Annotated in this window: 16 protein-coding genes; 4 read left to right on the top strand and 12 right to left on the bottom strand. The window is 72.6% G+C overall.

Translation table 11 applies throughout. From position 1 onward, the window contains the following. Positions 1 to 158: 158 nt before the first annotated feature. Entirely contained in the window at positions 159 to 1,940 is a 1,782-nt protein-coding gene (locus KHP12_RS37700; RefSeq protein WP_211834162.1) for a glycoside hydrolase family 15 protein, read from the top strand. 4 nt (positions 1,941 to 1,944) lie between these two features. Next, on the top strand, positions 1,945 to 2,700 hold the full coding sequence (locus KHP12_RS37695) for an SDR family oxidoreductase (RefSeq protein ID WP_210609148.1): 756 nt from the start codon (positions 1,945 to 1,947) through the stop codon (positions 2,698 to 2,700). Between the two features lie 700 nt (positions 2,701 to 3,400). Here the strand turns inward: KHP12_RS37695 and amaP are convergent. The 5 genes from amaP to KHP12_RS37670 are packed head-to-tail and all read right to left on the bottom strand — an operon-like array spanning position 3,401 to position 5,916. Beyond that, positions 3,401 to 3,955 (bottom strand): alkaline shock response membrane anchor protein AmaP, encoded by a 555-nt coding sequence (gene amaP / locus KHP12_RS37690; protein WP_037949532.1) that lies wholly within the window; start codon positions 3,953 to 3,955, stop codon positions 3,401 to 3,403. A 7-nt stretch (positions 3,956 to 3,962) separates the two neighbouring features. After that, on the bottom strand, positions 3,963 to 4,649 hold the full coding sequence (locus KHP12_RS37685) for a DUF6286 domain-containing protein (protein WP_210609150.1): 687 nt from the start codon (positions 4,647 to 4,649) through the stop codon (positions 3,963 to 3,965). After that, a complete protein-coding gene (locus KHP12_RS37680) occupies positions 4,646 to 5,131 on the bottom strand; it encodes an Asp23/Gls24 family envelope stress response protein (RefSeq protein ID WP_425573828.1) in 486 nt (161 codons plus the stop codon). Before KHP12_RS37680 ends, KHP12_RS37685 begins: the two co-directional genes overlap by 4 nt. A gap of 27 nt (positions 5,132 to 5,158) precedes the next feature. After that, positions 5,159 to 5,350, bottom strand: coding sequence for a hypothetical protein (locus KHP12_RS37675; protein ID WP_020872298.1), 192 nt, complete (start codon positions 5,348 to 5,350; stop codon positions 5,159 to 5,161). Positions 5,351 to 5,391: 41 nt separating this feature from the next. After that, positions 5,392 to 5,916, bottom strand: coding sequence for an Asp23/Gls24 family envelope stress response protein (locus KHP12_RS37670; protein ID WP_210609151.1), 525 nt, complete (start codon positions 5,914 to 5,916; stop codon positions 5,392 to 5,394). Between the two features lie 169 nt (positions 5,917 to 6,085). Here KHP12_RS37670 and KHP12_RS37665 point away from each other — a divergent pair, with 169 nt between their 5' ends. After that, positions 6,086 to 6,793, top strand: a complete 708-nt coding sequence (locus tag KHP12_RS37665) for a nucleopolyhedrovirus P10 family protein (protein ID WP_210609152.1) — start codon at positions 6,086 to 6,088, stop codon at positions 6,791 to 6,793. 21 nt (positions 6,794 to 6,814) lie between these two features. Here KHP12_RS37665 and KHP12_RS37660 read toward each other — a convergent pair whose 3' ends face one another. Together KHP12_RS37660 and KHP12_RS37655 are read right to left on the bottom strand one after the other, a co-directional pair. Further along, positions 6,815 to 7,306: a response regulator gene (locus KHP12_RS37660; RefSeq protein ID WP_210609153.1), complete on the bottom strand. Its 492-nt coding sequence runs from the start codon at positions 7,304 to 7,306 to the stop codon at positions 6,815 to 6,817. Then, positions 7,303 to 11,715, bottom strand: a complete 4,413-nt coding sequence (locus KHP12_RS37655) for a HAMP domain-containing protein (RefSeq protein ID WP_210609154.1) — start codon at positions 11,713 to 11,715, stop codon at positions 7,303 to 7,305. Before KHP12_RS37655 ends, KHP12_RS37660 begins: the two co-directional genes overlap by 4 nt. 93 nt (positions 11,716 to 11,808) lie before the next feature. On the opposite strand from KHP12_RS37655, the gene KHP12_RS37650 reads away from it, so the two are divergent. Beyond that, the gene (locus KHP12_RS37650; RefSeq protein ID WP_086885736.1) at positions 11,809 to 13,689 is read left to right on the top strand and encodes an ATP-binding SpoIIE family protein phosphatase; all 1,881 of its coding nucleotides are present in this window, start codon (positions 11,809 to 11,811) and stop codon (positions 13,687 to 13,689) included. A 163-nt stretch (positions 13,690 to 13,852) separates the two neighbouring features. On the opposite strand, the gene KHP12_RS37645 is transcribed toward KHP12_RS37650, so the two are convergent. The 5 genes from KHP12_RS37645 to KHP12_RS37625 all read right to left on the bottom strand — a co-directional run bounded on the left by KHP12_RS37645 (position 13,853) and on the right by KHP12_RS37625 (position 19,931). After that, entirely contained in the window at positions 13,853 to 14,587 is a 735-nt protein-coding gene (locus KHP12_RS37645) for an enoyl-CoA hydratase/isomerase family protein (protein WP_208653249.1), read from the bottom strand. A 167-nt stretch (positions 14,588 to 14,754) separates the two neighbouring features. Beyond that, positions 14,755 to 14,976, bottom strand: a complete 222-nt coding sequence (locus KHP12_RS37640) for a helix-turn-helix domain-containing protein (protein ID WP_020872291.1) — start codon at positions 14,974 to 14,976, stop codon at positions 14,755 to 14,757. A gap of 422 nt (positions 14,977 to 15,398) precedes the next feature. After that, positions 15,399 to 16,997, bottom strand: a complete 1,599-nt coding sequence (locus tag KHP12_RS37635; RefSeq protein ID WP_037949545.1) for an ABC-F family ATP-binding cassette domain-containing protein — start codon at positions 16,995 to 16,997, stop codon at positions 15,399 to 15,401. 148 nt (positions 16,998 to 17,145) lie between these two features. Beyond that, positions 17,146 to 18,606: a hypothetical protein gene (locus KHP12_RS37630; protein ID WP_211834161.1), complete on the bottom strand. Its 1,461-nt coding sequence runs from the start codon at positions 18,604 to 18,606 to the stop codon at positions 17,146 to 17,148. 197 nt (positions 18,607 to 18,803) lie between these two features. Then, positions 18,804 to 19,931, bottom strand: coding sequence for an alpha/beta hydrolase (locus KHP12_RS37625; RefSeq protein ID WP_211834159.1), 1,128 nt, complete (start codon positions 19,929 to 19,931; stop codon positions 18,804 to 18,806). Between the last annotated feature and the right edge of the window lie 38 nt (positions 19,932 to 19,969).

Here is a 19,969-nt window from a genome sequence, read left to right as displayed (position 1 = left end):
CCGCCGGACCCGCGTAGGCCCTCGTCCAGCGGATCCTCGCCGGGCCCCACCGGCGGATCTTGACCGGGCCCCACCGGCGGATCTTGGCCGGGCCCCACCCGGCGGATCTTGGCCGGGCAGGGGCCTAGAACCCCGCTTCCCCGGGAAAGCGCCCCGACATGGCCCAGCACATCGACGACTACGCCCTCATCGGTGACCACCAGACGGCGGCACTGATCAGCCGCCATGGCTCGATCGACTGGCTGTGCCTGCCCCGCTTCGACTCCCCCGCCTGCTTCGCCGCGCTCCTCGGCGACCGCGACAACGGCCACTGGCGGCTCGCCCCCAAGGGCGCGGGCGCCTGCACCCGCCGCGGCTACCGCGACGACTCCCTCGTCCTGGAGTCGGTCTGGGAGACGGAGACGGGCACGGTCAAGGTCATCGACTTCATGCCGCAGCGCGACCGCGCCCCGGACGTCGTCCGCATCGTCGAGGGTGTCTCCGGCAGCGTCGAAATGCTCGGTGTCCTGCGGCTCCGCTTCGACTACGGGCGGGTCGTCCCCTGGGTGCGCCGCACCGACGGCCACCGGATCGCGATCGCCGGGCCGGACTCCGTATGGCTGCGCTCGGAGCCCGAGGTACGCACCTACGGCGAGGACTTCAGCACCCGCTCCGAGTTCACCGTCTCGGCCGGGGACCAGGTGGCCTTCGTGCTCACCTGGCACCCCTCCCACGAGCCCCGCCCCCGGCTCGTCGACCCGTACCACTCCCTCCGCGCCAGCCTGGAGGACTGGCGGGGCTGGGCCGCCCGCTGCCGCTACGAGGGCCCGTACCGGGACGCCGTCATACGCTCCCTGATCACCCTCAAGGCGCTCACCTACGCCCCGAGCGGCGGGATCGTCGCGGCCCCCACCACCTCGCTGCCCGAGCGGCTGGGCGGGGTCCGCAACTGGGACTACCGCTACTGCTGGCTGCGCGACTCCACGCTCACCCTGAACGCCCTGCTCCGCGCCGGCTACCACGACGAGGCCGTCGCCTGGCGCGACTGGCTGCTGCGGGCGATCGCCGGCGACCCGGCCGAGTTGCAGATCATGTACGGCCTGGGGGGCGAGCGCCGGGTCCATGAGCAGGAGCTGACCTGGCTGGAGGGGTACGAGCGCTCGACCCCGGTCCGGGTCGGCAACGACGCGGTCGACCAGCGTCAGCTCGACATCTACGGCGAGGTGCTCGACACCCTGCACCTCGCCCGCGCCTCCGGGCTGCCCGCCGAACCGCACGCCTGGAAGATCCAGACCGCACTGATGGACTTCCTGGAGTCGGCCTGGCGCGACCCCGACGAGGGGCTGTGGGAGGTCCGCGGTCCCCGCCGCCACTTCGTCCACTCCAAGGTCATGGCGTGGGTGGCCGCCGACCGCGCCGTCCGCGCGATGGAGGCCGACCCGCGGCTGGGCGGGGACACGGACCGCTGGCGCGCGATGCGCGACGCCGTCCACCGCGAGGTCTGCGAGAAGGGCTACGACCCCGAGCGGTCCGCCTTCACCCAGTCCTACGGCTCGGCCGAGCTGGACGCCGCGACCCTGCTCATCCCGCGCGTGGGCTTCCTCCCCGCCACCGACCCCCGTGTCCTCGGCACCATCGACGCGATCCGCCGTGAGCTCAGCGAGGACGAGCTGATCCGCCGCTACACCACCGACGGCGGCGTGGACGGCCTCCCCGGCTCCGAGGGCGCCTTCCTCGCCTGTTCCTTCTGGCTCGCCGACGCCCTCCAGCTGGCCGGCCGCCACAAGGACGCCCAGGCCCTCTTCGAACGCCTCCTCGCGCTCCGCAACGACGTCGGGCTGCTCGCCGAGGAGTACGACCCGGCGACCGGCCGGCAGCTCGGCAACTTCCCGCAGGCGTTCAGCCACATCGGACTGGTGGGGACCGCCCTCACCCTCGCGGAACGGCCCAGGGCAGACTGACCCCATGGATCTTGGACTCAAAGACCGGGTGTACATCGTCACCGGAGCCACCCGCGGGCTGGGGCTCGCGGCCGCCCGTGAGCTGATCGCCGACGGTGCGAAGACCGTCATCACCGGCCGCGACGCCGATACGGCGGCCGCCGTCGCCGCCGACCTCGGGCCGAACGCGGTCGGGGTCGCCGCCGACAACGCCGACCCCGAGGTGGCGGCCCGCCTCATCGCCACCGCCCGGGAGCGGTTCGGCGGCTTCGACGGCGTCCTCATCAGCGTCGGCGGCCCGCCGGCCGGGCTGACCGCCGACATCACCGACGCCCAGTGGCAGGCCGCCTTCGACTCCGTCTTCCTCGGCGCCGTCCGCCTCGCCCGCAGCGCCGCGGAGCAGCTCCCCTCCGGGGGCGTGATCGGCTTCGTCCTCTCCGGCTCCGTCCGCGAGCCGATCCCCGGCCTCACCGTCTCCAACGGCCTGCGCCCCGGCCTCGCGGGCTTCGCCAAGTCCCTCTCCCTCGAGGTCGGCCCCCGCGGCATCCGCGTCGTGGGCCTCCTCCCGGCCCGCATCGACACCGACCGCGTACGCGAGCTCGATTCCCTCTCCGGCGACGCGGAGGCCGCGCGGGAGCGGAACGCGGCGGCGATTGCGCTGCGGCGGTACGGGACGCCCGAGGAATTCGGCAAGGCCGCGGCGTTCCTGCTCTCGCCTGCGGCGTCGTATCTGACCGGGCTGATGCTTCCGGTGGACGGCGGGGCCCTCCACAACATCTGAGGGGGCTTGGGGGTGGGTCCACGGGGCTCCGCCCAAGATCTGGGCACGACATGGACACCACCTGGGCACGACCTGGGTGCGACCTGGGCACGACCTGGCTCGCTCTGCGCACCACCTGGCTCGATCTGCGCACGACCGGGGGCACGGCCTGGGCACGGCGCGGCCGGACGCCAAGCGCGGACCGTGGGCGCCTGCGGCGGGCGATCTCCCACCCCGCCCCTCCCCGAAACTATGGGGCTCCGCCCCCTAGCCCCCCACCGGGGCTCCGCCCCGGACCCCGCTCCTCAATCGCCGGAGAGGCTGGCTTCCGGCGCGGTTCGTCCGGCTGTCCGGCCCGTGGGTCAGCCCCCTGAACCACGGCCGCGACCCGCTGGCGCGGAGACGGACACCGAGCGAACTCAGCCCCTCCGGCGTTTGAGGAGCGGGGCCGGGGCCGGGGGCGGAGCCCCACCGAGGGTCCAGGGGCGCAGCCCCGGTTGAGTCGCGCCGGGGGCGCTACCCAGCGAGGACGGGAGCCCCAGCCCGTCCAGGGGCGTGGGATAGAGCCCCGGCAGGAACTTGGGGCGCAACCCCAGCGGGGCATGCGGGCACAAGCCCCCGGGGGTCGTGGGGGTGCAAGCCCCGGGGGTCGTGGGGGCGGGGTCCCTGCGTTTCGGGAAGGGGCGGGGTGGGGAATCCCGCCGGAGGCGCCCACGGGCCGTTACCGCGCTCGCTCCGCCCCGTGCCGGGCCACCCTCAGCCGCACCTCCGCCGGGAGGGCTTCGAGGCCCGCCGATGTGCGGGCGCGTTCCAGGGCCTCCGCTCGCACCGCGTCCAGAGTCGACAGCGGGTCCGCCCGCGCGTCCAGCGCCAAGCCCATCCGGGCCTCCGGTGTCGTCCGGCGGCCCCGCAGCAGGACGTGGGCGCGCTCCACGCCGTCCAGCGACTCCGCGTCCGACAACAACGCGGCCTCCAGGGCGCGGCCGCGTAGCAGGGCGCCCTCGCCGTCGCCCGTCTCCACGAGCACTTCCTGGAGGCGACGCCGTCGCAACTGGACCAGGAACCAGCACAGGGACAGCACGAACAGCACCGCAAGCGCCGCGATGACGGCCGGCCAGAACCATCCGGTGTCCCGCCACCGCGTGCGGTCCGCCCGGCTGAGCAGCACATCGTCGCGGCCGTCGAACGGCGGCCACCCCGCCAGGATCACCGCGCCCACAGCGGCCAGCACCAGACCCACGAGCCCCAGCAGCACCCGGTTGACGACACTCAGCATGGCGCGCTCACCCCTTCGACTTCGCCGAGCGCCGTACGTGGACGGAGAGGGCGGGCGGCCGGGCCAGGCCCAGCTGGCGGATGCCCTCGTGGAGGGCGGCGTCCAGATCCGCGCGTACCTCGTCGAGATCGCGGAAGTGGGCCAGCGCGCGGGCCCTGATCCGCCGTCGGCCGACGTCCACGCGGGCCGACCGGACACCGGGCACCTCCATCGCCCGGTCCCGCAGCACCAGCCCCGCCGACGTCCGGTCGATTCCCGCTCGAACGGCGGCCGCGGCTTCCGCCCCCGCCCCCGACTCCGGCTCCGGCTCCGGCGCGCGCATCGGCAGCAGCCCTCGCAGCCCCGGCGCCATCGCCATGACCACCATCCACACCCCCAGCGCGGCCAGCAGCGCCGCCCCGGCCACCATCCACGCGTTGTCCAGCGGCCGCGCGGCGAGTTCATCGGCGAGCCAGTCCCGCCACCCCATGGCGCGCCGCCCCGAGCGCACGGCCGCCACGTCGTACAGCAGCAGCCCGCTGACGGCGGCGACGACCAGGGCGATGATCCCGGCCGGTATCCGCCGCTCGGACCAGAAGCGCCGGACGCGGCCGGGCGGATCCCCGTCCCCGGCACCGGAACCGGCACCCGTCCCCGCCCTCGCGCCGTACGCCGACGCCGAGGTGGACTGACGCATCTTCTGGTCCGCGTTCATCGCACCCTGTCCCTCCCCCGACGCGCCCTGCGCTCCGGGCGCTCCCACCGCGGCACATGCAGCCGTTCGACCGTCACCGCGACCTCGGGCACCTCCATGCCCGTCATCTCGCCTACCCGTTCGATCACCTGACGACGCACCGCACCGCAGTGCGCGCCGATGTCCGAGGGATAGCCGAGCTCGACGGCGACCCGGACGCGCGCGACGCCACCGCGCACCGCGGCGACCGCGTACGGCCGCGCCGCGCCGACGACACCGGCGAGGGCGATCTCGCCGGGGTTCACACCGGGGTCCGCACCGAGGTCCGCACCGAGGTCCGCACCGGCATCCGCACCGGCATCCGCGCCCATATCCACACCGCCGTCCACACTGGAATCCGCCGCGCCGCCGCCCCGCAACGCCTCCCGCGCCGCCTGCGAGGCGATCTTCGCGACGACCCGGTCCGCGATCCGCGTCGCGCCCCGCTCACCCGGCTCCACCACGGCATGTCCTTACGGTCGTCATGGCGCTCACCGTGGCCGTCCGTCACGGCCACGGGAACGGAAGAAGTCGCCCGGTTCCAGATCACCGTCCAGGAACCGGCCGACGATGAACCCGACGGCTCCCAACGCCGCCACCAGCAGAAAGGCCCCGAAACCACCGAAGTAACCTGCGAAAGCCAGCGCCATTCCCGCGATCATCCCGACCACGGCCATGCTCATTGTGTGCTCCTTCGCTGGAGCCGACCGGAACCGCTGCCGGCCTACTGGAGCCGCGGCTCCGGCGATTCCTCTTCCTCGTCCGGCAACTTCACATCGCTGACCGCGATATTGACCTCGACGACCTCGAGGCCGGTCATCCGCTCGACCGCCGCGATCACGTTCTCCCGTACGGCCCGTGCGACATCGGCGATGGAGACGCCGTAGTCCACCACGATCTCCAGGTCGAGGGCCGTCTGCACCTCCCCCACCTCCGCCTTCACCCCGCGGGTGACCGACCGGCCGCCCGGCACCCGGTCCCGTACGACCCCGAAGGTGCGCGCGAGACCGCCGCCCATCGCATGGACGCCGACCACATCGCGGGCCGCCATACCCGCGATCTTCTCGACGACGCCGTCGGCGATGGTGGTGCGCCCGCGCAGGGCCGGGTCGCCCCCGCCCCGCCGGGGCCGATCGGTGGCGGCGGTCGCCGCGGCGGTGCCGGGCCCGGCACCCACCGTCTTGGGCGTACCGGCGGCGGGGTCCGTGGCGGGGTTCTCGGGTCGGTTCCGTGGTGCGGTCTCGGACATCACCGATCGTCCCTTCCGAGGCGAAGAGCGGTAAAAGCGATTTCCGCTCGCTCTATTTGCCACCTTAAAGGGACCTTCCCCGAACCGCTTCGGAGATGCGGCACTCGCGCGATCGATACGGCAGGCTGAGAGCGGTAGGGCTCACGTCCGTACGGCGGTAAGGGGTGACATGGTGGTCACGGACCGGCTCGCGCAGACCGTAAGGGAGCAATTGCGGCTCGGTCGGCTGCTGCCCCTGGGCGAGCGCGAGGACGGCTCCTGGATCACCGAACGCGCGGCGAACGAGGTGCTCGGGCGGGCCGCCGCCGAGGTCCCCGGCGCGCGTCTGGGAGCGCTGCGGATCGGGCCCGCCGACCCCGGCACCCCCGGGATGCCCGCGGTGCCGCCCCCGCCGAGCGCGCTGCCGCCGGGACCCCTGCGCATCGCGGCGGAGTGCCGGGCGACGCTGGAGGAACCGCTTCCGGTGACGGCGGACCGGCTGCGCGACGTACTGCTCGACGCGGCGACGGACCGGCTCGGCCTGCTGGTGGAGGCGGTGGACATACGGGTGACGGAGGTGCTGGACGAGCTCCCGGCCCCGCCCCCGGAGACCCCGCGCCCCCACCCGATCGAGAGCCCGGCCCCCGACCCCGCCACCGCGGCCGTCGCCCGCGCCGCCACCTCCGTGCCCGGCGTCGCCCGGCTCGCGCCGGTGCTGGGCTCGCCCCGGGCCGTGCGGATCGAGGGGGCGCACATCCGGATCGAGCTGGCCGTGGCGGCGGATCACCGCGCCGTGGATGTGGCGAGGGCGGTACGAACGACGGTGGCAGAGGCCGCCCCGGCCCCGGGGGACCAGCCGCCCACGGTGGCCGTCCTCGTCACGGCCGTGGAGCCCTGACCGGAGCCCAGCCCTGACCGGTCACTTCTCGACGTACTTCCGCAGCCCCTCGACCGTGCGCTCCAGCTCCTCGACCCGGTCGGCCAGCTGCTCGGTCCGCGCCTCGAGCTGGCGGTTCTTGCGGTGCATCTCCAGGAACACATTGACCTTCGTCCGCAGCAGCCATGGGTCGAAGGGCTTGGTCAGGAAGTCGGCGGCGCCGATCGCATAGCCCCGGTAGGCGTAGTCGGAGTCGGCGTCGGTCCCGGTCAGCAGGATGATCGGGACGTCCTTGGTCTGGTCGAGCCGCTTGATGTTGGCGGCCGTCTCGAAGCCGTCCATGCCCGGCATCAGCACATCGAGCAGTACGACGGCGAAGTCCTGCCGCAGCATCGCCTTCAGCGCCTCCTCGCCGGAGTGGGCACGGACGAGCTGCTGATCGAGCGGGCCGAGGACGGCCTCCAGCGCGATCAGGTTCTCCTCCATGTCGTCGACGATGAGGATTCCGGCCTTCTCGGACACGCTCGCAGTCATCTCTCCCCCTGCCTCGGCCTCGGCGGACCGGTCTCGGCAGGCGCGGCGCCCTCTCCGGACACGCCCTCCGCGGATACAGCGGTGTCACCGCCGGACCCGCCGGACCCGTCGGACCCGTCAGACCCGTCGGACGTGGCGTCGCCGCTCCCGGGCTCGTCCGGCTCCCCCACCTCACCGCCCGGATCGAGCAGATCGAGGATCGCCGACATCAACCGGTCGACGTCCACGGGCTTGGGGACATAGCCATTGGCGCCGCTGTCGATGGCCTTCTCCCGGTCGCCGGGCATGACCTTCGCGGTGAGGGCGAGGATCGGCATCTCGGCGAGACGCGGTGTGCTCCGGATGGCCCGGATCGTCTCGTACCCGTCCATCTCCGGCATCATCACGTCCATCAGGACCAGCGAGACGTCCGGGTTGCGGTGCAGCACCTCGAGCCCCTCGCGGCCGTTCTCCGCGTACTTCACCGTCATGCCGACCCGGCCCAGCACATGCGTGAGCGCGAAGACGTTCCGGATGTCGTCGTCGACGATCAGGATGCGGCGGCCGTTCAGCACCTGGCCGGGGCGTCCGCGCTGCCACTCCTTGAGCCGGGTGGTCCCCGGCCAGCCGTCGTCGTGGTCCTCGCTCTCGCCCTCGGTCTCCCGTTCGCTCCCGCCCTCGGCCTCCGTCCCGCCGCCCGGGGCCCGGATGGCGAGCCGGCTGGCGACCAGGCTGTCCGCCTCGCCGAAGACCCCGCTCGGGGCGTGGTCGGCGGTGTCCGGCAGCGGCTCGTCCGGGGCGGGGGCGGCCGCCGGGACGGTGGAGCCGGTGGCCCTGGGGTCCGAGGGGTCGGGCGCCGGGGCGACGCCGCTGTAGTGCGCGGGGACGTAGAGGGTGAAGCGGGAGCCGACGCCGAGCTCGCTCTCGGCCACGATCCGGCCGCCGAGCATTCCGGCGATCTCCCGGCTGATGGACAGGCCGAGGCCCGTTCCGCCGTACTTCCGGCTGGTGGTGCCGTCGGACTGCTGGAACGCCTCGAAGATCACCGGCAGCTTCTCCGGCGGAATGCCGATACCGGTGTCGGTGACGGAGAACGCGATGACGGCGTCCGCGGCCCGCAGCGCCTCCTCCTCGAACTGCCCTCCCGGGGTGCGCTCGACGCGCAGCGTCACCCCGCCCGACGAGGTGAACTTCAGCGCGTTGGAGAGCAGATTGCGCAGGATCTGCTGGAGCCGCTGCTCGTCGGAGAACATCTCGCGCGGTACGTCCTCGCCGACCGCGATCTCGAACGACAGGCCCCGGTCGACGGCGAGCGGCCGGAAGGTGGCGTTGACATAGTCGAGGATCTTGACCAGCGGCAGCTTCTTCGGACGGACGTCCATCCGGCCCGCCTCGATCTTCGACAGATCCAGGATGTCGTTGATCAGCTGGAGCAGATCGGAGCCGGAGCGGTGGATGGTGGCGGCGAACTGCACCTCCTGGGGGGACAGCCGGTCCTCGGGGTTGTCGGCGAGCAGCCGGGCCAGGATGAGCAGCGAGTTCAGCGGGGTACGCAGCTCATGCGACATATTGGCCAGGAACTCGGACTTGTACTGGGAGGCGGTGGCCAGCAGCGCGGCCTTCTCCTCCAGCTCCGCGTTGGAGCGCTGGAGCTCGTTCGAGCGCTGGCGCAGCTCGGTGGTGAGCCGCTGGGACTCGGAGAGCAGCGACTCGGTGCGGGCGTTGGCGATGATGGTGTTGATCGAAACGCCGATGGTGCTGACGAACTGGTCGACGAAGGCCAGGTGGACCTCGCTGAACCGGCTGAACGAGGCCAGCTCGATCACTCCGAGCACCTGGTCCTCGTAGAGGATCGGCAGGATCACCACGCTGGCCGGGAGCGCGGAGCCCAGCCCGGAGTCGATGGTGATGTAGTCGGGCGGAACGTCGTTGATGAGGATCCGCTTCTTCTCCACCGCCGCCTGGGCGACCAGCCCGCGGCCCCGGGGGCCGGGCCGCGGCGCCTGGCCGTCGCCCCCGACCGCGTCCTGGTCGGTGCCGTATCCGGCGATGAGCTCGAGCCCCTCACCGGGCCTGGCACCGGCCGCACTGAGGAAGAACGCCCCGAACTGCGCGTTGACCAGCGGGGTCAGCTCGCTCAGGATCAGATCCGCGACCTCGACCAGATCCCGGTGGCCCTGCATCAGGGAGGCGATACGGGCCAGGTTGGACTCCAGCCAGTCCTTCGCGCGGGTGGTCTCGCGGAGGTTGGCGACCATCAGATTGACGTTGTTCTTCAGCTCGGCGACCTCGCCCTGCGCCTCGACCGAGATGGACCCGGACATATCGCCCTGGGCGACGGCGGACGCGACCTCGGCGATCGCGCGCACCTGGGTGGTCAGGTTGAGGGCCAGCTCGTTCACACCGGTGGTCAGCCGCTTCCAGGTGCCGAAGACGCCCTCGACCCGGGCCTGGCCGCCCAGCCGGCCCTCGCTGCCGACCTCGCGGGCCACCCGCGTCACCTCGTCGGAGAACGAGGAGAGCGTGTCGACCATGGTGTTGATGGTGGTCTTCAGCTCGAGGATCTCGCCGCGCGCGTCGACGTCGATCTTCTTGCTCAGATCGCCCTCCGCCACGGCGGTGGCGACCTGGGCGATGTTGCGGACCTGGGACGTCAGGTTGGACGCCATGAAGTTCACGTTGTCCGTAAGGTCCTTCCAGACCCCGGACACGCCCGGCACTCCGGCCCGGCCGCCCAGCTGGCCCTCGGTGCCCACCTCGCGGGCCACCCGGGTGACCTCGTCGGCGAACGAGCGCAGCTGCTGGACCATGGTGTTCACGGTGTCCTTGAGCTCCAGGATCTCGCCCCGGGCGTCGACCGTGATCTTCTTCGACAGATCGCCGTTGGCGACGGCCGTGGTGACCTGGGCGATGTTGCGGACCTGGGAGGTCAGGTTCAGAGCCATGAAGTTGACGTTCTCGGTGAGATCCCGCCAGACCCCGGAGACCCCGCGGACCTGGGCCTGACCGCCCAGGTTGCCCTCGGTGCCCACCTCGCGGGCCACCCGCGTCACCTCGTCGGCGAAGGACGACAGCCGGTCCACCATGGTGTTGATCGTCGACTTCACCTCCAGGATCTCGCCCTTGGCCTCCACCGTGATCGTCTTGCTCAGATCGCCCTCCGCCACGGCGGTGGCGACCTGGGCGATGTTGCGGACCTGGGAGGTGAGGTTGTCCGCCATGAAGTTGACGTTCTGCGTCAGGTCCTTCCAGACCCCGGAGACGCCACGGACCTGGGCCCGGCCGCCCAGCCGGCCCTCGGTGCCCACCTCACGGGCCACCCGCGTCACCTCGTCGGCGAAGGCGGACAGCTGGTCGACCATGGTGTTGATCGTCGACTTGAGCTGGAGGATCTCGCCCTTCGCATCCACGGTGATCTTCTGCGAGAGATCGCCGGTGGCGACGGCCGTGGTCACCTGGGCGATGTTGCGGACCTGGGACGTCAGGTTGGACGCCATGAAGTTGACGCTGTCCGTCAGGTCCTTCCAGACCCCGGAGACGCCACGGACCTGGGCCCGGCCGCCCAGCTCGCCCTCGGTGCCCACCTCACGGGCCACCCGCGTCACCTCGTCGGCGAACGCGCCCAGCTGGTCGACCATGGTGTTCACGGTCAGCTTGAGCTCCAGCAGCTCACCGGTGGCCTCGACCGTCACCTGGCGGGTGAGGTCACCGCGGGCGACCGCGGTGGTCACCTCGGCGATGTCACGGACCTGCGCGGTGAGCCGGGAGGCCATGGTGTTGACGGCCTCCGTCACCCTGCGCCAGTCGCCGGAGAGCCCCTGCACCTTGGCACGGCCGCCCAGCCGCCCCTCGGTGCCCACCTCGCGGGCGATACGGGTCAGCTCGCCGGTGAACAGCGACAGCTGGTCCACCGTGCGGTTCACCCCGCGCCCCAGCCGCCGCAGATCGCCGCGGAGCTGTCGGTTGCCGTCGTGCAGATCCACCCGCTGGGTCAGATCGCCGGACGCGATCGCGTCGAGCACCCGCGTGGCGTTGGACACCGGACCGACCAGGGCGTCCACCAGCTGATTGGCCGCGTCCACATTGGTGGCCCAGGCCCCCTGGCCGGGACTCGCGGTGATCCGCTCGTCCAGCCTGCCCTGGCGCACCACCTCGCGGCGCACCCGGTGCAGCTCTCCGGACAGATGCGCGTTGCGCACCGCGAGCTGGTTGAAGACCCCGGCCATCTCGCCGACCAGGCCCTCGGCCGAGGTGTCCGCGCGGACGGTGAAGTCACCGTCGCACAGGGCGTTCATCGCCGCCAGCAGGGACCGCAGGTCGGCCGCGGACGCGGTCTCGTCACCGCGCGCCGGGCCGGGCGACCGAGCGTTTTCCGGACATTCCACGGTCGGGGCCGGGGATGTGTCGGTGGTGATCGGGTCGAGAGCCATGGCGTCGTCCCTTAAAGATCATTCATATCCCCCTGTCTGTCATAATATGGCACCTAGATGGCCTAAACCGCCTGTATTGCCCTGGAGCCGCACGTGGGAGCCTTGTTTCCTCTCGCGCGTGAGTCCGTCTCGCGGACGACGCTGCCCGGGAGCGTGCGCGCACCCGGCGCGGCACGCGCCTTCGTCCGTACGGCGCTCACGGGACGGAGCGCGGCGGAGGCGTTCGCCCCGACCACCGTCGACGAGCGGTCGATCGACGACGCGGTGCTGCTGGTGAGCGAGCTGGTCACCAATGCCGTGCTGCACGCGGGCACCCGGGTCGAAGTGGTCTGCCGGCTCCAGCCCGGTCCCGACGCCGCCGGGGAGGGCTTCGGGCCCGAGGAGACGGCCGGTCCGGACGATGTGCCGAGAGACGCGCCGAGGCGGCCGGGGATCGTCATCGAGGTGGCGGACCTCCACCCCGCCAGCACCGTCTACGGAGGCCCTGAGACCCAGCGCCGGGGCCGCGGCCGCGGGCTCCAGCTGATCGGGGCGCTCGCCGAATCCTGGGGCGTGACCTATCACCGCACCCGTAAGGCGGTCTGGTTCCGGCTGGACGCCGAGCGGGCGGGCACCGAGCTCGACGCCGTCCCCACCAGCGCGCTCGGGCGCGAACTGCGGTTCGCCGAGACCCTGGCCCCCATCACACCCCGTGAACAGCGCGATCCGACCGCCGACTGGGTGGACCGCGGCGGACCGTCCTTCCTCGCCGAGGCCAGCGAACTCCTCACCGGTCAGCTGGACGAGAACATGGTGGCCGCCCTCGCCGGGCAGCTCCTGGTGCCACGGCTGGCCGACTGGTGCGCGGTCTGGCTGACCACCGAGAGCGGCGGGCTCCAGCTCGCCCGTGTCTGGCACAGCAACGAGCACCGTATCGGCGAGCTCCGCGTCTCGCTGGAGCGACATCCGCCGCCGACCGGGCTCGGCTCGGCGGGCACCTCCTGGCCCTGGCCCGGGGTCGCGGACAAACAGGGGACGGGCGGATCGGCGGTGTGCTTCCCGCTGATCGCACACGGCCGCAGCCATGGCGTCCTGCTGCTCGGCCGGGCGGGCGTGCCCCGCATGGCGGAGGGCGTGGTGCGGCTCTCGGAGGACGTGGCGCGGCGGGTGGCCCAGGCAGTGGCCACGGCCCGGCAGTACACCCGTCAGGCGACGATCAGCCGGGCGCTCCAGCGCCGCCAGCTGCCCATGTCGCTCGCCCATATCCCGGGGGTGGAGACGGCGATCGTCTACGAGCCGCACGGCGAGGGGCAGACCGTCGGCGGCGACTTCTACGACCTGTTCCCCATGGGCGACCGCCGCTGGTGCTTCCTGCTGGGCGACGTCCAGGGCAGCGACCCGGAGGCGATGTCCGTCACCGGGCTGGCCCGCCATCTGGTGCGACTGCTGGCGCGCGAGGGCCATGGGGTGGAGTCGGTGCTCAACCGGCTGAACCAGGCGCTGGTGGAGGAGGACGCGGAGGCGGCGGAGATCGACGGCGAGCAGTCCCGGCCGCGCTTCCTGAGCCTGCTCTACGGGGAGCTGGAGCCGGACCAGGCCGGGGGCGGCGCCCGCTGCACCCTGGCGAGCGCCGGCCATCCGCTGCCGCTGCGGCTGACCACCCGGGGCGCGGTGGCCCCCGCCGCCTCCCCGCAGATGCTGCTCGGCATCGACGAGAACCCGGACTTCCACGCCGACACGCTGGCCCTGGAGCCCGGCGAGACGCTGCTGTGCGTCACCGACGGGGTGACCGAGCGGCGCAACGGCCTCCGTCAGCTGGATGACGACGACGGTCTTTCGGACATCCTGCGGGAGTGTGTGGGGCTGGGCGCCAAGGCGGTCGCGGAGCGGGTGCGGCGCGCCACGCATGACTTCAGCCCCGACCCGATCGACGACGATCTGGCGGTGCTGGTGCTGGAAGCGGTGCCGGCGGTGGACCCGCAGCGGATGGCGTGACGGGGGCGCCCGCGCCCCGAAGGGGCGCAGGGCTGTGTCAACATGCGGCCCCGCCGCGCGAGGCACGACCTGCCACGACGGCGCCGAGGCGATCTGCCACGACGGCGCCGCAGACGATCGACGGCAGGTCAGGGCAGGTCAGCGGAGCGCTTCCGCGGAGCGCTCAGTCCGTCACCCCCACCAGGGCGCGCAGCCGACGGGCCTGGGCGGCGCGCTCGGCGGCGCGCTGCTCCTCGTATGTGCGGTCCACGGCACCCCGCAGCAGCGCCTTGGTCTCGATCACCGCGTCGCGGTCCGCGGCGAGCAGGGCCGCCGCCAGGTCCTGGACCGCGCCGTCGAGCTCGGCGGCGGGCACCACGAGATTGGCGAGCCCGGTCCGCTCGGCCTCCTCGGCGTGGACGAAGCGCCCGGTCGCGCAGATCTCCAGCGCACGGGCGTATCCCACGAGCCCGACCAGCGGATGGGTGCCGGTGAGGTCCGGCACCAGCCCGAGGCTGGTCTCGCGCATGGCGAACTGTGCGTCGTCCGCGCAGACCCGCAGGTCACAGGCGAGCGCAAGCTGAAAACCGGCCCCGACGGCATGCCCCTGGACGGCGGCGATCGACACGATGTCGTTCCGCCGCCACCAGGTGAACGCGTCCTGGTACCCGGCGATGGTCGCGTCCAGCTCGCTGTCGGAACCGCGCGCCATGTCGAGGAACGACGGCTCGCCGTCGAACCCCTCGGGCGCGAACGCCTGACGGTCCAAGCCCGCCGAGAAGGACTTGCCCTCGGCGCGCAGCGCCACGACGCGCACGGTGCCCGGCACCAGCTTTCCGGCCTCGGCCAGCGCCCGCCACAAGGCGGGCGACTGAGCGTTGCGCTTCGCCGGGTTGTTCAGGGTCACCGTGGCGACCATGTCATCGACGGTGAGCTGAACGCCGTCCTTGTCGAGCAGGGTCACAGGGGCCTCCGGTCGGGTGCGGTCAGTACAAGTGACTGCACAGTAACCACCCGGCCGAACCGACGATCAGCCGGGTGGCACCCCTGTCCCTGCCTGCTGATGGTGATGGAGCATGCGGGCGGTCAGGCCGAGGCGGTCTTCTTGCCTCGCGTCGCACCGCCGCGTCCCCGTAGGGAAACTCCGGATTCGCTGAGCATCCGGTGAACGAATCCGTAGGAACGGCCGGTCTCCTCGGCCAGCGCCCGGATGCTCGCCCCGGAGTCGTACTTCTTCTTCAGGTCTGCCGCGAGCTTTTCGCGCGCGGCGCCGGTCACCCGGCTGCCCTTCTTCAGAGTCTCGGCCACCCGTGCCTCCTCATGGGAAGTGCGCTCTGGACTCTCATGATCACCCCTACAGGGCTTCCTGGCCACCCATTCGGCAAGGTCTGTGGATGAAGGATTGCGGGAAATCGCGGCGCGGCGACCTTCGGAAGCAAGGATTCCGGCGCTGTTCAACCTGACACTCTTTCGTATTCATCGACGAAGAGGCAGGTCAGGGCCTACGTGAGCTACGTCGCAGAGATCCGGACCGGCGCACGGCACGTGGTGTGCGCCGGTGGCCCACGACGCGCCGCGATACCAGCCGTTCTCACTCAGATGATGGATCACGCCTAGGCCGAATGATCTACAAGAAGGGGATCGGACCGGAGGAACCGGACTCTTGGGGCGGCGTCCGGAACGCCGCCCCCGCCCCTGCGCCGGGCCCGCCCCGCCCGCCGTCGGCCTCGTCAGGCGAGCGCGACGAGGTCCGCGTACTCCTGGCCCCACAGGTCCTCGACACCATCCGGAAGCAGAATGATCCGCTCCGGCTGGAGCGCGTCGACGGCGCCCTCGTCGTGGGTCACCAGGACCACCGCACCGGCGAAGGTGCGCAGCGCCCCGAGGATCTCCTCACGGCTGGCCGGGTCGAGGTTGTTGGTGGGCTCGTCAAGCAGCAGCACATTGGCCGAGGAGACCACCAGGGTGGCCAGCGCCAGCCGGGTCTTCTCACCACCGGAGAGCACGCGGGCCGGCTTGTCCACGTCGTCGCCGGAGAACAGGAACGACCCGAGCGTCTTACGGATGTCGACGAGGTCGAGATCCGGGGCGGCGGAGCGCATGTTCTCCAGAACGGTACGGTCCGGGTCGAGCGTCTCGTGCTCCTGCGCGTAGTAGCCCAGCTTCAGCCCGTGGCCGGGGGTCACCTGGCCGGTGTCCGGCTTCTCGACCCCGGCCAGCAGCCGCAGCAGGGTCGTCTTACCGGCGCCGTTCAGCCCGAGGATGACGACGCGGGACCCCTTGTCGACGGCCAGGTTGACATCGGTGAAGATCTCCAGGGAGCCGTACGACTTCGACAGCCCCTCCGCGGTCAGCGGGGTCTTGCCGCACGGGGCCGGGTCGGGGAAGCGCAGCTTGGCGACCTTGTCGGACTGCCGGGCCTCCTCGAGACCGGCCAGCAGCTTCTCGGCGCGGCGGGCCATGTTCTGCGCGGCCACGGTCTTGGTCGCCTTGGCGCGCATCTTGTCGGCCTGGGCGTTGAGCGCCGCGGCCTTCTTCTCGGCATTGGCGCGCTCGCGCTTGCGGCGCTTCTCATCGGCCTCGCGCTGGGCCTGGTAGAGCTTCCAGCCCATGTTGTAGATGTCGATCACCGAGCGGTTGGCGTCGAGGTAGAAGACTTTGTTGACCACCGTCTCGACGAGGTCGACATCGTGGGAGATGACGATGAAGCCGCCGCTGTAGGTCTTGAGGTAATCCCGCAGCCAGGTGATCGAGTCGGCGTCGAGGTGGTTGGTGGGCTCGTCCAGCAGCAGGATGTCGGAGTCCGAGAAGAGGATCCGGGCCAGCTCGACCCGGCGCCGCTGACCGCCGGAGAGCGTATGGAGCGGCTGGCCGAGCACCCGGTCGGGCAGACCGAGGCTGGCGGCGATGGTCGCGGCCTCCGCCTCGGCGGCGTATCCGCCCTTGGTGAGGAACTCGGTCTCCAGGCGCTCGTACTTCTTCATCGCCCGCTCGCGGGTGGCGCCCTTGCCGTTGGCCATCCGGTCCTCGTTCTCGCGCATCTTACGGAGCACGGAGTCGAGCTCACGGGCCGAGAGGATGCGGTCGCGGGCGAGGACGTCGAGATCGCCGGTGCGCGGGTCCTGCGGGAGGTAGCCGACCTGACCGGAGCGGGTGATGGTGCCGCCGGCCGGGATGCCCTCACCGGCCAGGCACTTGGTGAGCGTGGTCTTGCCGGCGCCGTTGCGGCCGACGAGACCGATGCGGTCGCCCTTGGCGATACGGAAGGAAGCGGACTCGATGAGGACGCGGGCGCCGGCACGCAGCTCGACGCCGGAGGCGGTGATCACGGGAATTACTCCTGGGCAGGGTGGACGGCGGACGGGACGGACGAGGGCGGCCGACGCCGTCTAATGCACGAGGAGAATTGCCATGCGGCTAGTTTAGCGGTGGCGGGCAAGTCGTTTTCCCCCGGCTTTCCCCCCGGCCGCCCCTCCCTCAGGCCCCGCCCGTGTGCACCTGGAAGGCCGCCCGGCGCACCGCCTTGGCCAGGGCCGGATCGGGGTGGGCCGCGGCCAGCGCCACCAGGACCTGCACGGTGCGGGGGTGCCCCACGGCCCGTACCTCCGCCAGCAGCGCGGGCACGGTGCCCTGGACGGCGGACTCCAGGTGGCGGACGAGCAGCGGGCTCTCCCCGTGGTCGGAGATGGCCGCGGCGGTGTCCACCCACAGCCAGGTGGCCTCCTCGCGGGTGAGCGCTTCCAGCGCCTCGTCCGGGTCGGCGCCCTCGTGCTCGGCCAGCCACAGGAGCGCGTACGGCCGCAGACACGATTCGCCGACGACGGCCCGTACGTTGGGCTCGGCGGGCGCCCCGACGACGCGCAGCGCCTCGAACGCGAGCCCGCGCAGCAGCGCGTCGTCGCCGCGCGCCGCGTCGATGAGCTCGACAACGGCGCTGCCGACGGGGCGGGCGGCCAGCCAGGCGCGGTACTCGGCACGGGCGGGGCCCGGAGTCAGACCCGCACAGCCGCGCAGCATGTCGGCGGCGTGCTGCTCGATGTTCCCGGCCGGGCTCTGGGCGGCGACGCAGATCTGCTCGAGCTTGACCCACACGGCCCAGTTGCCGAGCGCGGTCAGCTCGGCCTCCCGGCGGTCGCCCTTGGCGTCCTCGGCCGCGTTCCCGGCGCCCTCCGGCCCCTCCTGGGGTTCCTCCCGCACAGTGAGCGCCCCGACGGACGAGAGGGCGTCCAGGGCCCAGTCGAGCAGCCCCTCGAGCGTGGCGCTGTCCTCGGCGTCCTTGGCGTCGTCGGCGCTCGCGGCGCCCCCGGCGGGCTCCCGGTCCTCCCCGACCTCCTGGGGGACCTCGCACCGCTCGGTGCGCAGCTCGGCGACCCGCTGCCGGAGCATGTCCAGCAGGGCGGAGATCTGCACGGGACCGGCCGAGAGCTGGAGCAGGGAGAGCAGCTGCGGTACGGCCTCGACGACCTCCGCGACCGCCGTCGGCTCGGCCGTCTCGGGCGCGGGGCAGGCCAGGGACCACGCGTCCAGGAGCGCGACCCAGCCGCGCAGCACGGCGCTGTCGTCCCGGTCCCACGCCTGGAGCCGCCAGCCGGGGCGGGTGGTGCCCGCGTGGTGCTCGATGAGCCCGATCAGGCGGGCGCGGTCCCAGTCGGTCCGCACCTCCCGCTCGCTCACCCCGAGCGCCTCGGCGGCGCGGGCGGCGGCCTCGTCGGACAGCGCGCCGGGCGCGCCGTGCTCGGCCGCGGCCCAGTGGGCGATCGCCACGGCCCCGGTGAGCCCCGCCCTGGCCTGCCGGGCCAGCTCCGACGGGGGCGGAGTGCCCTCCGGCGGACGGGGCGCCGGTCTTGAGCCGCGGTTCACCGCGGGCCGGCGGGCCGTGGCCACCGGCCGGTTACGGACAAGTCGGAGCCGGGAGTCGCGCGGAGTACGGGACGTCACGGAAGCAGTCTCGCCGTTGACGGCCCGAAAGCCCAATCGGCACCCGTCCGGCGGTCGCCGCGAAGGGTTCACGCCATCTTACGAACGCTTCCGCCGCCGCCCCGCGAACGCCTCCCGCGCCGCCCCGCACGCGCTTTCGCGATCGCCTTACGGGCGCTACAGGAGGTCGGACGGCGCGGGAGGTCGCCTTACGGGCGCTACAGGAGCGGTATCAGAAAGCGCCGCAGCGCCTCCTCGTACGCCTTGGGGTCCGCGTTCCACATGGCCGCGTGCGGGGCCTGCCGCACCGTGTGAAGGGTCACCAGATCGCGCCGTCGGTCGACGAGTTCGCGCGAGACGTGCCAGGGCGCGAGGGTGTCGTCGGGGCCGTGGGCGACGAGCGTGGGCACGGACAGCCGCTCCGGGTCGGCCACCTCGGGGAGCCTGCTGTCGTGGAGTCCGGTGCGCCCCTCGGCGGCGCGCAGGGCGAGCGGGAGCAGCGGCGCGGGGATGCCGCGGGCCGCGGCGAGGGCGCGCAGGGTGGCCTGCCAGTCGAGCACCGGGGAGTCCAGGACGAGGCCGATGACGCGGTGCCGCAGCGCGGAGTTCGCGGCGGCGTGGAGGGCCATCGAGGCGCCGGTGGACCAGCCGTGCAGCACGACCCCGGTCGCCCCGTACTCCACCGCGTAGCGGATGGCCGCGTCCAGGTCGCGCCATTCGGTGTCGCCGAGGTGGGATATGCCGTCCTCGGAGCGCGGGGCGCCGGGGTCCCCGCGGTAGGCGAGGTCGAGCACCGGCACCCGCAGCTGCCGCAGGAAGGGCATGACGACCATAGGGTGCTCACGGGTGGTGCCGAGGCCATGGGTGGTGATCACCCAGGTGGAGCGTTCGCCGGGGATGAACCAGGCGGGCAGCGGCCCGAGTTCGGCGGGCACGTCCACGTCGGCGTGGTCGATGCCGAGCGCGTCCCGCGGGTTGCCGATGTGCACCTGGGGGGTCAGCCGCACCCGGGTGCCGGGGGTGAGTTCGCCGTGGGTGACCCGCTCCAGACGGCGTACGACGCAGTCTGCGGGGTGCGGGGCGTCCTCGATGACGGGGCCGACGACGGCGTGGCAGGAGCGGCCGGTGAGGCCGTAGGTGCCGGGGCGCAGCGAGGCGAGCGAGCGGGTCAGGGTGATCTGGCCGGCCGCGGTCGCGTGGACGGTCAGCGGCGCCTCGTTCGGCAGCGGACGGTCGGGGGCCGGTTTCAGCGCAGCGCTGGTGGCGTACCGTCCGGCCGCCACCGCGGCCACGCCGACACTCAGCAGGGTGGTGGCGGCCGCGACCGCCGTTGTTCGCAGACGCATCCCTCCCAGTGTGGCCGGGGAGGCGGCCCCCGGCCAGC

This window comes from Streptomyces asiaticus, assembly GCF_018138715.1.
GTDB classification, from domain to species: Bacteria; Actinomycetota; Actinomycetes; order Streptomycetales; family Streptomycetaceae; genus Streptomyces; species Streptomyces asiaticus.
The sequence above is the reverse complement of the archived record's forward strand: the minus strand, read 5'-3'. Positions and strand labels throughout refer to the sequence as shown.